The 12384-nt window shown below is 59.0% G+C and carries 16 protein-coding genes; 15 read left to right on the plus strand and 1 reads right to left on the minus strand.

The genetic code is table 11. The annotated features are described in order from the left end of the window. The first annotated feature begins 114 nt into the window (after positions 1-114). The 9 genes from rpsA to M516_RS0113410 all read left to right on the plus strand — a co-directional run bounded on the left by rpsA (position 115) and on the right by M516_RS0113410 (position 7690). Positions 115-1287: a 30S ribosomal protein S1 gene (gene rpsA / locus M516_RS0113370; protein ID WP_029099580.1), complete on the plus strand. Its 1173-nt coding sequence runs from the start codon at positions 115-117 to the stop codon at positions 1285-1287. 101 nt (positions 1288-1388) lie between these two features. After that, entirely contained in the window at positions 1389-2453 is a 1065-nt protein-coding gene (gene fni, locus M516_RS0113375; protein WP_029099581.1) for a type 2 isopentenyl-diphosphate Delta-isomerase, read from the plus strand. A 66-nt stretch (positions 2454-2519) separates the two neighbouring features. Beyond that, positions 2520-3155, plus strand: a complete 636-nt coding sequence (locus M516_RS0113380; RefSeq protein WP_029099582.1) for a YphA family membrane protein — start codon at positions 2520-2522, stop codon at positions 3153-3155. A 5-nt stretch (positions 3156-3160) separates the two neighbouring features. Beyond that, positions 3161-4066, plus strand: a complete 906-nt coding sequence (locus M516_RS0113385) for a YIEGIA family protein (RefSeq protein WP_029099583.1) — start codon at positions 3161-3163, stop codon at positions 4064-4066. Between the two features lie 4 nt (positions 4067-4070). Continuing rightward, on the plus strand, positions 4071-4253 hold the full coding sequence (locus M516_RS0113390; protein ID WP_029099584.1) for a capping complex subunit for YIEGIA: 183 nt from the start codon (positions 4071-4073) through the stop codon (positions 4251-4253). A 53-nt stretch (positions 4254-4306) separates the two neighbouring features. After that, positions 4307-5620 carry a ribosome biogenesis GTPase Der gene (gene der, locus M516_RS0113395; RefSeq protein ID WP_029099585.1) on the plus strand — a complete coding sequence of 438 codons (1314 nt, stop codon included), beginning with the start codon at positions 4307-4309 and terminating at the stop codon, positions 5618-5620. A gap of 15 nt (positions 5621-5635) precedes the next feature. After that, positions 5636-6241 (plus strand): glycerol-3-phosphate 1-O-acyltransferase PlsY, encoded by a 606-nt coding sequence (gene plsY, locus M516_RS0113400; RefSeq protein WP_029099586.1) that lies wholly within the window; start codon positions 5636-5638, stop codon positions 6239-6241. A gap of 57 nt (positions 6242-6298) precedes the next feature. Continuing rightward, entirely contained in the window at positions 6299-7327 is a 1029-nt protein-coding gene (locus tag M516_RS0113405) for an NAD(P)H-dependent glycerol-3-phosphate dehydrogenase (RefSeq protein WP_029099587.1), read from the plus strand. A 93-nt stretch (positions 7328-7420) separates the two neighbouring features. Further along, positions 7421-7690, plus strand: coding sequence for a stage VI sporulation protein F (locus M516_RS0113410; protein WP_029099588.1), 270 nt, complete (start codon positions 7421-7423; stop codon positions 7688-7690). 119 nt (positions 7691-7809) lie between these two features. On the opposite strand, the gene M516_RS0113415 is transcribed toward M516_RS0113410, so the two are convergent. Then, a complete protein-coding gene (locus M516_RS0113415; RefSeq protein ID WP_029099589.1) occupies positions 7810-8274 on the minus strand; it encodes a hypothetical protein in 465 nt (154 codons plus the stop codon). Between the two features lie 136 nt (positions 8275-8410). Here M516_RS0113415 and M516_RS0113420 point away from each other — a divergent pair, with 136 nt between their 5' ends. The 6 genes from M516_RS0113420 to M516_RS0113445 all read left to right on the plus strand — a co-directional run bounded on the left by M516_RS0113420 (position 8411) and on the right by M516_RS0113445 (position 12299). Then, positions 8411-8599: a DUF2768 family protein gene (locus M516_RS0113420; protein WP_029099590.1), complete on the plus strand. Its 189-nt coding sequence runs from the start codon at positions 8411-8413 to the stop codon at positions 8597-8599. 13 nt (positions 8600-8612) lie between these two features. Then, positions 8613-8909 carry a 2Fe-2S iron-sulfur cluster-binding protein gene (locus tag M516_RS0113425; protein WP_029099591.1) on the plus strand — a complete coding sequence of 99 codons (297 nt, stop codon included), beginning with the start codon at positions 8613-8615 and terminating at the stop codon, positions 8907-8909. A gap of 15 nt (positions 8910-8924) precedes the next feature. Then, complete coding sequence (locus tag M516_RS0113430) at positions 8925-9269, plus strand: 2Fe-2S iron-sulfur cluster-binding protein (protein WP_029099592.1); 345 nt, start codon at positions 8925-8927, stop codon at positions 9267-9269. Between the two features lie 18 nt (positions 9270-9287). Continuing rightward, positions 9288-10013 (plus strand): hypothetical protein, encoded by a 726-nt coding sequence (locus M516_RS0113435; RefSeq protein ID WP_035289722.1) that lies wholly within the window; start codon positions 9288-9290, stop codon positions 10011-10013. Between the two features lie 279 nt (positions 10014-10292). Further along, positions 10293-11771, plus strand: coding sequence for a stage IV sporulation protein A (spoIVA, locus tag M516_RS0113440; RefSeq protein ID WP_029099594.1), 1479 nt, complete (start codon positions 10293-10295; stop codon positions 11769-11771). Positions 11772-12026: 255 nt separating this feature from the next. Continuing rightward, entirely contained in the window at positions 12027-12299 is a 273-nt protein-coding gene (locus M516_RS0113445; RefSeq protein ID WP_029099595.1) for an HU family DNA-binding protein, read from the plus strand. The last annotated feature ends 85 nt before the right edge of the window (positions 12300-12384 follow it).

The following is a 12384-nucleotide window of genomic DNA, read 5'->3' on the forward strand; positions in this document are numbered from 1 at the left end:
GAACTTCTTGGCTTGTCAACTAACTGCTAGCCTACCGGCGGTAGTTAAAAATATACTGCTCCCGCTTCTTTTTAGACAGCATGGGACTGGATGGTATTTAAGGAGGTTTTATTCATGATGGAAGAAAGCAACGTAAGCCTGACGGATGCAACAACCATTTCCGTAGGGGATGTAGTGAAGGCTACCGTCACCAAGGTGGAAGACAAACAGGCCTTGGTAGACGTAGGCTACAAATACGACGGCCTGATTCCGATCAGCGAGCTCTCTCCGCTGCACGTGGAGAAAGTATCCGACGTGGTCTCCGTCGGCGACACCTTTGACGTAAAGGTGCTGAAGCTGAACGACGAGAAAGAAGAGCTGGTCGTATCCAAGAAAGCCGTCGCCATGGAAGCGGCGTGGGCGGACCTGGAGAAAAAAATGGAATCCGGCGAAATCATTGAAGCCGAAATCAAGGAAGTGGTCAAAGGCGGTCTCGTCGTGGACGTAGGCGTGCGCGGCTTCATTCCGGCCTCCATGGTGGAACGCTACTTCGTGGAAGACTTCTCCGATTACAAAGGGAAGACGCTGCGGCTGAAAGTGGTGGAGATGGACAAGGACAAGAACAAAGTGATCCTGTCCCACAAAGCGGTGCTGGAAGAAGAAGCGAAACAGCAAAAACAATCCGTACTGGAACGCCTGCAGCCGGGCCAAGTGCTGGAGGGAACGGTACAGCGCATGACCGACTTCGGCGTGTTCGTCGACATCGGCGGGGTAGACGGACTGGTTCACGTGTCCGAACTGGCTTGGCACCGCGTGGAAAAACCGTCCGACGTGGTGAAGGAAGGCGACAAGGTACAGGTGAAAGTGCTGAAAGTCGACAAGGAAAACGAGCGCATCAGCCTGAGCATCAAGGAAACCCAGCCGGGTCCCTGGGCAAAGGTAGGCGAACAGTTCAAGCAGGGAGATGTCGTGACCGGTACCGTGAAACGCCTCGTCTCCTTTGGCGCTTTCGTGGAGATCGCGCCGGGCGTCGAGGGACTGGTGCACATCTCGCAAATCGCCAACCGCCGCGTCGCAACGCCGGGTGAAGTGCTGAAGGAAGGCCAAGAGGTGCAGGTGAAGGTACTGGATGTCGTTCCCTCCGAGCAGCGCGTCAGCCTCAGCATTCGCGCCGTCGAAGAGGAACGCGCCGAGCAGGCGGAGCGCGCCAGCAAGCGGGAACAGCAGCAGTTCCAGCAGGAAAACAACCAGCCGCTGGGCGTTACGCTGGGCGAACTGTTCGGCGATCTGAAAGAAAAATTGAAGTAAGAACCGAGGGGATACGCGCAGGCGTATCCCTTTTTTCAGGTCCGGTCCGCCGTGGGCGCTGCCCATGACGGACGGGGATAGCAGTGGAACGGGAGGCGGACATGGAGCGAGCGAAGCGAAAAATGGAGCACATCGAGTACGCGTTGGCGACGGCGGACGCGAAGGGAAACGCCTGGGACGATCTGTCGTTTGTGCCAAACAGTTTACCGAATATATCTTATGGTAACACGAAATTGGAGACGGACCTCCCGCCGTTTCGCCTCTCGTCCCCCTTCCTGATCAATGCGATGACAGGGGGAGCGGCCGCCGCCACCGAGATCAACCGGCTGCTGGCGATCGTCGCCCGGGAAAAGGGACTGGCGATGGCCGTGGGGTCGCAAATGGCGGCGCTGCGCGATCCGGCCGTGGTGGAGAGCTACGCGGTGGTGCGCCGGGAAAATCCGGACGGCATCGTGTTTGCCAATCTGGGGGCGGAAGCGACGGTGGAACAGGCGCAGCGCGCGGTGGAGATGATTCGCGCCGACGGCCTGCAGATTCATCTCAACGTCATGCAGGAACTGCTGATGCCGGAGGGAGACCGCGATTTTACCGGCTATCTGGAACGGATTCGGGCGATTCGCGAGGCGGTCGGCGTTCCGGTGATCGTCAAGGAAGTGGGGTTTGGCATGTCCCGCCGTTCGATCGAGCAGGTGGCTTCCGCCGGTGTCTCGATCATCGACGTAGGCGGCAGGGGCGGCACCAATTTTGCAAAAGTGGAGAATCAGCGCCATCCAGCGCCGCTGCCGATGTTTGAAAGCTGGGGGCTGTCGACGCCGGAGAGCTTGCTGGAAGCGGATGCCTGCCGCCTGGATGGCGTCCGTCTGATCGCAACAGGCGGGATCCGGCACGGGCTGGATGCGGCCAAGGCGCTGGCGTTGGGCGCTTCCGCCGTGGGCGTGGCGGGCGCCCTCTTGCGCCTGGTGACACACGAGACGCTGGAGGCGTGCCTCGCTGCTGTCGACGCCTGGCATCATCAACTGCGGGTGGCGATGACGGCGCTGGGTGCGGCGGAGCCGGCCGATTTGCGGCGGATTCCGGTATTGATCACGGGGATGACGGCGGAGCGGGCGCGGCTGCGCGGCCGCGAACCGGAGCGCTACGCCCGGCGGGACGAGGAGCCGCTCTGATTCACTCATGAAAGGCCGCTGGATGAGGCATACTTTGGAAGACACCCGCAACGTGAGGAGATGGACATGAACGAGGGAACGCTTGCGATCCTCATCCAGTGGTGTTTTCTCTGTCTCGTCTGGATGGGCAGTTTCGACCGGCCGCTGAAGCGCTGGGGCCTGACGCGCGCGGGCACCCTGGCCGTGCTCGCCGCGTTTCTCGTCTGCACGTTTGTCAGTTGGCAGCTCACTTTTCTTCCCCTGCAGGTCAGCCTCAGCGGAACGATTCTGCCTCTTCTCTGCGGCGGTTGGTTGTACGGCCGGCTGGCCGAAGACAAGCGCCGCCTCCATTTGCTGGCCGGAGCCGCTGTTGGCATGACGCTGTTCTGGCTGCGCTGGCTCTTTTTTACCGACCCGGTTCTGCAGGTGTGGGACGAAGCGGTCCTCCTGCCGGCGGCGGCGGTGCTGGCCGTGTTCGCCATCGCCCGCAGCGGACTGGCCCGCCTCTATTTGCTCGCCGTTTCCCTTCCCGGTGCCGATGTGCTGTACGCGCTCTATGTGTGGAGGCTGTCGGGGACCTGCGAGATCGGCGGCGGATATGCCCAGGATCTGCTGTGGAGCGCTGCCTCGCTCTGGACCCTGACCGGTTCGGTGCTGGCGGCGGCCAGACGGCTGTTTGGATACCGGGAGACAGAATCGTCCCATTCCGATACGCACAGGTGATGCCGATGTTTCGAGAACTGTTTGCCAATGAGTATGTCATTCCGCTGGCGCTCGGGTTGGGCTTCGGCATTCTCTGCCGGCTGTACCTGCTTCGCACCGACTACCGGCAGTATCCGACCTTTCCCCACGGCAAGATCATCCACATTTCCCTCGGCGTCATCGCGTCCGCGCTGGGGTCGCTGGCCGTGCCGTCGCTGTTGAAGCAGGACTACACCGCCGTCACGTTTCTGACCGTGGCGGCCCAACAGTTTCGCGACGTCCGCAACATGGAGCGGACGACGCTGACGGAGATCGACAAGCGGGAGCTGGTTCCGCGGGGCGGGCCGTACATCGAGGGGATTGCGATGGTGTTCGAAGGGCGCAACTACCTGGTCATCTTCACCTCGCTGGTGACGACGTTTGCCACCGTGCTGTTCAACTGGTGGGGAGGCTGCCTGGTGGGGATCGCGGCACTGGTCATCTCGCGCCTGCTCAAATCCGGCCAAACGCTCGCCAGCATTGTGGAGGTACAGCCGGCGGAGGTTCGGGTGGAGGGGAAAAACCTGTACGTGGGCGACATTTACATCATGAACGTCGGCTTGACAAACGCCCAGGAGCTCATCCAGAAACGGGGCATGGGCTTCATTCTGGTGCCCAAGGATGACAACGCCACCGTCTCGATTGCCCATCCGGGCCAGCGGCAGGCGATTTTGCACGACGTGGCGACGCAGATGGGCGTTTTTACCGACGAGGGGGAGCCGTCGCTCACGCCGCTGGTGAAACGGGATCTGGAGACGGGCCGATTGGGCGTGTTTTTGCTGCCGCAGGTGCGCAGTCACGAGCGGGCCAAAGCGGTCATCGAAGCGGTGCCGATTCTGGAGAGCGTCTATCGGATGCCGAAAGAGGCACCTCCAGTCGAACAGGGAGGGTAGGGCCATGTCCGCCAGGATCGTAGCGGTGGTCACCACCAACAAAGAGCACGTCGCCGGGGGCGTTCCCGTTTTCGTCGTCCCCAGCCGGGAGCGAATGCAGCAGACGGCGTTTACGCTGGAAAAAGTGCTGGACGCGATGGTGCACGAATTGGATGACGAGACCCTGATCGTTGTTCGTCACAAGTAGAGTGTGGTATGATTAGCTAGTCAAAACAGATATGAGAGAGAGTGTTGTCAACTATGGGATTGCCAGTGGTAGCCATTGTGGGTAGACCCAACGTGGGCAAGTCCACGATTTTTAACCGATTGGTCGGCGAGCGCATCGCCATCGTGGAGGACAAGCCGGGCGTGACCCGCGACCGCCTGTACGGGAAGGGAGAATGGCTGAACCGCCACTTCCACGTCATCGATACCGGCGGAATCGAATTTGGCGAGACCGACGAAATTCTCACGCAAATGCGCCACCAGGCGGAGCTGGCCATCGACGAGGCGGACGTCATCCTGATGGTGACCGACGGCCGAACCGGCGTGACCGACGCCGATCAGGAGCTGGCCCGCATGCTGAACCGCACCGGGAAGCCGATTGTTTTGATCGTCAACAAAATCGACAATCCGGACATGCGTGCTGACATTTACGACTTTTACACGCTGGGACTGGGCGATCCGTTCCCCGTTTCCGGCAGTCACGGGCTCGGCCTGGGCGACGTGCTCGAAGAGGTGGTGAAGCACTTCCCGGGCGGAGAGGACGAAGAGCGGGACGACGACGTGATCCGCATCTCCATCATCGGACGGCCCAACGTGGGGAAATCGTCGCTCACCAACGCCATCCTGGGCGAAGAGCGCGTCATCGTCAGCGATGTGGCCGGCACGACGCGGGATGCCATCGACACGCCGTTTGAGCGCGACGGACAGAACTACATCCTGATCGACACCGCCGGGATGCGCAAACGGGGCAAGGTGTACGAAACGACGGAAAAATACAGCGTGATGCGGGCGATGAAGGCCATCGAAGAGTCGGACGTCGTGCTGGTTGTCCTGAACGGGGAAGAAGGCATTATCGAGCAGGACAAGAAGATCGCCGGCTACGCCCACGAAGCGGGCCGCGCCGTGATTATCGTCGTCAACAAATGGGATGCGGTCGAAAAGGACGACAAGACGATGCTGCGGTTCACGGAGCTGATCCGGGAAGAGTTCAAGTATCTGGACTACGCGCCGATCCTGTTCGTCTCGGCCAAGACCAAGCAGCGGATTCACACGATTTTGCCGAAAGTCAACCAGGTGGCGGAAGCGCATTCGATGCGAGTCTCCACGGCGGTGCTGAACGACCTGATCACGGACGCGACGATCATGACGCCGCCGCCGTCCGACCGGGGCAAGCGGCTGAAGATCAACTACGCGACGCAGGCGGCCGTCAAACCGCCGACGTTCATTCTGTTTGTCAACGACCCGGAACTGATGCATTTCTCCTATGAGCGTTACATTGAAAACAAAATACGGGAGGCGTTTGTCTTCGAAGGCACGCCGATCCGGATCTGGACGCGCAAAAAAACATAGGGAGAGGAAACAACCATGGTGTTTTTGTCCTGGGTGATCAGTTACCTGATCGGCTCGATCAGCTTCAGCTATCTTATCGCCAAAAAGATCGCGGGCATTGACATTCGCTCCCACGGCAGCGGAAACGCGGGCGCGACCAATACCCTGCGCGTTCTGGGGAAAGGACCGGCCATCGCCGTGCTGGTCCTGGACGCGCTGAAGGGGCTGGCCGCGATGGGCATCACACACCTGCTGACAAACGGCGATCCGACGGCGTACGCGCTGTCCGGCCTGTTTGCCATCGTCGGGCACAACTGGCCCGTTTTTTTCGGATTTCGCGGGGGGAAGGGCATCGCCACCACGCTGGGCGTGGCACTGGGCTTCTCTCCTTTGGCCTTTCTCATCACAGTCATCATCACGGTACTGGTCATTGCCGTGACGCGATATGTGTCGCTGGGATCGCTCGTGTTTGTGACACTCCTGCCGGTGTGTCTGTTTTTGCTCTCCAAGGACATGGCGTTCGTCTGGGTCAGCGTGGCCCTGGCCGTCTTCGCCTACGTCCGCCATTACAACAATATCCAAAATCTTCTTGCAGGCAGAGAGCGCAAGCTGGGGGAACCGTCCCAGCGCAATCTGCAGTAGGGCAGGCGTGCCCGGATACACATCGCATGGGAACATGGAAAAGTGGAGGGGGATCATTTGAATCAGGATGTTGCCGTTATCGGCGCCGGCAGTTGGGGTACGGCGCTGGCCTCGGTGTTGGCGGACAACGGCCATCGCGTGAACGTCTGGGTGCGCGATCCGAAACTCGCCGACGAGGTCAACACTCGTCATACCAATGAAAAGTACCTGCCGGGCGTGACGCTGTCGCCCGGGATTCGCGCGTCTGTCGATCTGCGGGAGGTCGTGTCGGACAAACCGGTGGTGCTGCTGGCCGTCCCGTCGCACGCGATGCGGCAGGTGACGCGCGAGCTTGCGCCCTTTTTGCGCCCGGACGTGCTGCTGATTCACGCCGCCAAAGGCTTTGAGCTGGAGAGTTTGAAGCGCATGTCGGAGGTGATCGGCGAGGAAGTGCCCGAGCCCATCAGCAAAGGGCTGGTTGTGCTGACCGGACCGAGCCACGCGGAGGAAGTGGTGCGCCGGTCGCCGACCACGGTGGTGGTCGCTTCCGCCAGCGAGGATTGCATGCTGCGGGCGCAGGACCTTTTCATGAACACGTATTTCCGTGTCTACACCAACTCTGACCTGGTCGGGGCGGAAATCGCCGGTGCGCTGAAAAACATCATCGCGCTGGGAGCGGGGATGTCCGACGGGCTGGGATTTGGCGACAACGCCAAAGCGGCGCTGCTCACCCGCGGCCTGGCGGAAATTACCCGGCTCGGTATCAAGCTGGGGGCCATGCCGCTGACGTTTGCCGGACTGGCCGGCGTGGGCGACCTGATCGTCACCTGCACCAGCAAGCACAGCCGCAATTGGCGGGCCGGCTATCTGCTCGGCCAGGGCAAACCGCTGGACGAGGTGCTGCAGCAGATGGGCATGGTGGTGGAAGGCGTGCGCACGACCAAAGCCGCGTACGCCCTGGCCAGCCGCAAACAGGTCGACATGCCGATCGCCTCGGTGCTGTACGGCATTCTATTTGAAGGCAAGTCGCCCCGACAGGGCGTGGAAGAACTGATGGGACGCGGCCGCACGCGCGAGATGGAGTACCTCGGGCCTTTCGGCGTGTAAAGACGCGTAGGCGTTCGCTCACCTTTTTAGGCTCCCGCACATACGTTAATGATGTGGCTGTAACGCCTAAGGCCGTAAGGAGGAGCTGAAACGATGAGCAACAACGTGTCGCGTCGTTTTTTGGACCGTTTGCAGGGAAAAGCGGGAGGAAACGTGGATGAGAGCAGGCTGCGTGCGCTGGCCAGCCAATTCACGCGCAGCGACTTTGAAGACGAGACCAAACTGCGCCACGTGATCCGATCGCTCGCCGCACTAAGCGGCAAAAAGTTGAACGAGGAGCAGGAAGACAAGGTCGTGCAGATGTTCCGCAACCAGGAGATCAACCTCAACGACCTATCCTCGCTCGGCAAATTGCTGAAGTAAGAGAATTGGGCGATTATGCCCGTTCCCCGCTGCGAAAAACGTCATACAGTATGACTAGGAACAATCATGGCTCTACAGGGACATGGCTGGCCTACAGATTCAAGAAAAAAAGAGGGATGTCATCCCTCTTTTTTTCGTTTCGCGGCTCCGTTTGCCGTCTGGCTCAGCAGGCTTTGCACCAGCGGGGACTGCAGCAGGCCGAGAAGCTGCCCGATGTCGATGTTCCCCAGCGGATTGCCGCCCCCGCTGCTGCCTTCCGTCCCTTCGTTGGCCGGGCTGCTTGTCTCTGCAGACTGCCGTTTGCCGGCCGGCTTTTCCGCAGTCTCCGCATCCGCAGAGCGTTTTCCCAGTCTTTCGAAGATTTGCATCGCGCCGTACAGCGTATCCATCGTTTCTTCGACCTGGCGGATCGTGCTGCTGATCCCCTTGATGTTGCTGCGCATCCGGGAGACGGACGTGCGCAGGTCGATGACTTCCGGCACGGCCTTGCGCGGCGTGACGGCGAGCGATACCTCCTGCGCCTTCTCGTTCAGCTTTTTGCTGGGTATGGGGGCGTAGGGATTACGCCATTTCCGTGTGTTCATCTGCCATCCCTCCAATAGGCGGATTCATCACGATAGTCTATGCGAACGTCCAGAATGAGGTTCACCGGACGGGAGCGGCAGAAAAAGAAGTATGGTATAATGTTTCAAAAACGGAAAAGAGGATGCTGTCGTACATATGCCTATCGATCCAATGACCAAGATGAACATCTCGCTTGTCGCCATCGCGCTGATGTTCGTTTGCAATTTCATGGTGCTCTATGCGCGGAAGACCAAAAACGGCCTGGTGTCGTTCCTGCTGAAGACGGTCGCGTTTCTGATGCTGCTGGCCGTATTCGTGATGATTCTGATCGTGATTTTTGCATAAAGGAGGGCAAGCGATGGCGCAATTGACATTGATCTCGCGTACCGGCACCCATCAACTGCCCGTGGAAACCGATGTGACGATCGTGTCCATCGCCAAACGGCACAAGCTGGGGTGGGGATACGCCTGCGAGCGGGGGATTTGCGCCCAGTGCCGAACGCTGGTGCAGGAGGGAGCCGACTGCCTCAATGACGTGACAAACGAGGAGAAGCTGCGGCTTCGCAAGGCAGAGCGCGCGGAAGGGTACCGTCTGGGCTGCCAAATCCAAATAGTCAGACAGGGGCATGTGACATTGGCTCACCGCCCGTATTGACAGGGGGCTGACAGCATGGGAAAACTGACGTTTTTGCCCGCGGGAAAGAGCGTAAAGACGCGGCCGGGACAATTGGTCACAAGCGCAGCCCAGGCGGCGCGGGTCGTCATCCCGCAGCGGTGCGGCGGACACGCCTCCTGCCTGATGTGCCGCATCGTCCTGGAAAGCGGAAGATTGTCCGAACCGACGCCGTTGGAGCGGCGCAAGATGCCGGAAGAGGATTTGCGCAAAGGCATCCGGCTGGCCTGTCAGGCGAAAACGACCGGGCAGGACTGCACGGTGCGAATCCCGGAGAGCCGATGGAAGTCGGTCGTGCGGGCGGCGCTGGAGTCGCAGCGCGACCAGGAAGAAGAATGGTAGCAAGAGGTGTAACAGGTGATGTGGCAAACATGGCGCACTACGTTGCGGCTGCCGGTGATGCTGGCGGTCTTGTCTGCCCTGTTGGGCGGCTGTCTGTATCCGGAAGAACGGAAGCTGGAGAACCAGATTCCCAGCGAATTTTACCTGGAGGCGACGCAAAAGGCGGTAGAACAGTTCCAAAAGGACACGGGCGTGCTGCCGATTGTGACGAAACCGCTGGATACGCCGATCTTCGAGAAGTACGAGATCGATTTTCGCAGAATGATGCCCAAATACCTGCCGGATGCGCCGGGCAACTCGTTTGAAAAAGGCGGCGTGTACAAGTACGTGCTGATTGATGTGGAAACCAAGCCGACCGTTCGGCTGATCCATCTGGGCGCCGTCAGCAAGGTGGCCGACGTGCAGAGCGCCGTCAACCGCTTCCTGCGGAATTACGGCAAGCTGCCGATCAGAGCGGATCTGGGCAACGGCTATTATTCCATCGATTTCGAAAAGATGTCCATGCAGGACGTGCAGGTCCAGTCGACGGTAGGCAGCTATCTGCTCCCGCTCGTCATGAACGCCAAAGGTGAAGTCGGCATCGACTACGCCGCCGACATCGCCAACGTCCTGCGCAGCACAAAAGCGGAGGTCAAGGAAAATACCGACCCGCGCTATGTGATGGCGCGGCATTCCATGTTCGTCCCGGCCAAGTCGTTTCCCTACGAAATGGTAAACGGCGAACCGCGCCTGCTGAAACTGTAAGGAGGCGCAAAGGCGGCCGTTAAGCGGCCGCCTTTCTCACATGTTCATACATCCCGCCCGACTCGATGCGGATGCTTCCCGGCTGCACAGCCTGCGGCCGGCAGGGGGAGTCCTTCCGCACGTCCGGGCGGTTTTTTTGTTCTAGCGGACCGGAGCGCACATATACATGTATTGTCCACGATTCTAGTACGAGATTATCGGGAAAATACTGGCGGTCAGGGATAATTCGGAAAAATGGTCATAGTGTATCAATAGACAAATAGAAGGAGGTCATCGATGGTGGAACGAGTCGACATCTTTAAAGACATTGCCGAACGGACGGGCGGGGATATTTACCTGGGCGTCGTGGGACCTGTCCGGACGGGCAAATCGACTTTTATCAAACGGTTCATGGAACAGGTCGTCATCCCCAACATCCAGTCGGAGGCAGAGCGGATACGCGCCACGGATGAACTGCCGCAGAGTGCGTCCGGCCGAACGATCATGACGACGGAACCCAAATTTGTTCCGAATCAGGCCGTACAGGTAAACGTGACGGAAGGGCTCAGCATCAACGTTCGGCTCGTTGACTGCGTCGGCTACACCGTGCAGGGTGCGAAGGGATTTGAAGACGAAAACGGCCCGCGCATGGTCAACACGCCGTGGTACGAGGAGCCGGTTCCATTCGAGGAAGCGGCGGAAGTGGGAACGCGCAAGGTCATCCAGGAACACTCCACCATCGGGATCGTCGTCACCACGGACGGGAGCATCGCGGAGATTCCCCGCAGCGGTTACATCGAAGCGGAAGAGCGGGTCGTGGCCGAACTGAAGGAAGTGGGCAAGCCGTTTGTCATCCTGGTCAACTCCACCCGTCCCCGTTCGGAAGAAGCGCAAAACCTGCGGCTGGAGCTGCAGGAGAAATACGACGTGCCGGTGCTGGCCCTCTCCGTCGACAACGTGACGGAACACGAAATCCTGCTCTTGATGCGGGAAGTGCTGTTCGAATTCCCTGTGCACGAGGTAAACGTGAACCTGCCCAGTTGGGTAATGGTACTGGAAAATGGACACTGGCTGCGCCAAAACTACGAAGAAGCGGTGCGGGAGACGGTGAAGGACATCCGCCGCCTGCGCGACGTGGACCGAGTCGTCAGCTATTTCAACGAGTACGATTTTGTGGAGCGGGCATCGCTGGCCGGAATGCACATGGGGCAGGGGATTGCCGAGATCGACCTGTACGCGCCGGACGAACTGTACGACCGCATCCTGATGGAAATCGTCGGCGTCGAAATCAACGGCAAGGATCACCTGCTGAAAATCATGCAGGAATTTGCCCATGCCAAGCGGGAATACGACCAGGTGGCGGAGGCGCTGCACATGGTCCGGACGACCGGCTACGGCATCGCCGCACCGTCGCTGCATGAGATGACCTTGGACGAACCCGAACTGATCCGGCAGGGGCCCCGTTTCGGCGTCCGCCTGAAAGCGACGGCTCCGTCGATTCACATGATTCGCGTCGACGTGGAGTCGGAATTCGCGCCGATCATCGGCACCGAAAAGCAGAGCGAAGAACTGGTCCGCTATCTGATGCAGGACTTCGACAGAGACCCGCTGTCGATCTGGAACTCGGACATCTTTGGCCGCTCGCTGCATTCGATCGTGCGGGAAGGGATCCAGGCCAAGATCACGATGATGCCGGACAACGCCCGCTACAAGCTGCAGGAGACCTTGGGGCGGATCATCAACGAAGGATCGGGCGGACTCATCGCGATTATTCTGTAAGATACTGGAAAAAATGGGCGTTAAGTCCTACGAAAAGCAGGGCAAACAGAGGCTCCCGGCGGGACGGGAAGCCTTTTTTTCTTGGATTTCGCTTAAATTCGACAGGAGGGGGCTTGAATTTACAAGAATGGTGTATTACTATAAGCTTGTCAGAGCGGTAAAAACACCCAATCGTGTGTATAAAACGATTGGATTCGGTTAAGAAAAGTAGTAATACCAACGATGTGGCGTACATTGAGGGGAGGTGAACAAGAAATGAATAAAACAGAACTGATTGCAAAAGTGGCTGAGACCACCGAACTGACCAAGAAAGATGCAACAAAAGCTGTTGATGCAGTTCTTGACGCAATTGCGGAAGCACTGAAAAACGGAGAGAAAGTTCAACTGATTGGTTTCGGTAACTTCGAAGTTCGCGAGCGTGCGGCTCGTAAAGGTCGCAACCCGCAAACCGGCGAAGAGATCGAGATCGCTTCCAGCAAGGTACCGGCATTCAAGCCTGGTAAACAACTCAAGGACTCCATCAAGTAATCGTTACATCGGTTAACGAAACACTTACATAAAAATCCACATTGATGAAATGTGGATTTTTTTCACGTTCTCAGATGCTTCGCGA

Origin of the sequence: Brevibacillus thermoruber 423 (assembly GCF_000454065.1) — a bacterium.
In the GTDB taxonomy this organism is placed as follows: Bacteria; Bacillota; Bacilli; order Brevibacillales; family Brevibacillaceae; genus Brevibacillus; species Brevibacillus thermoruber.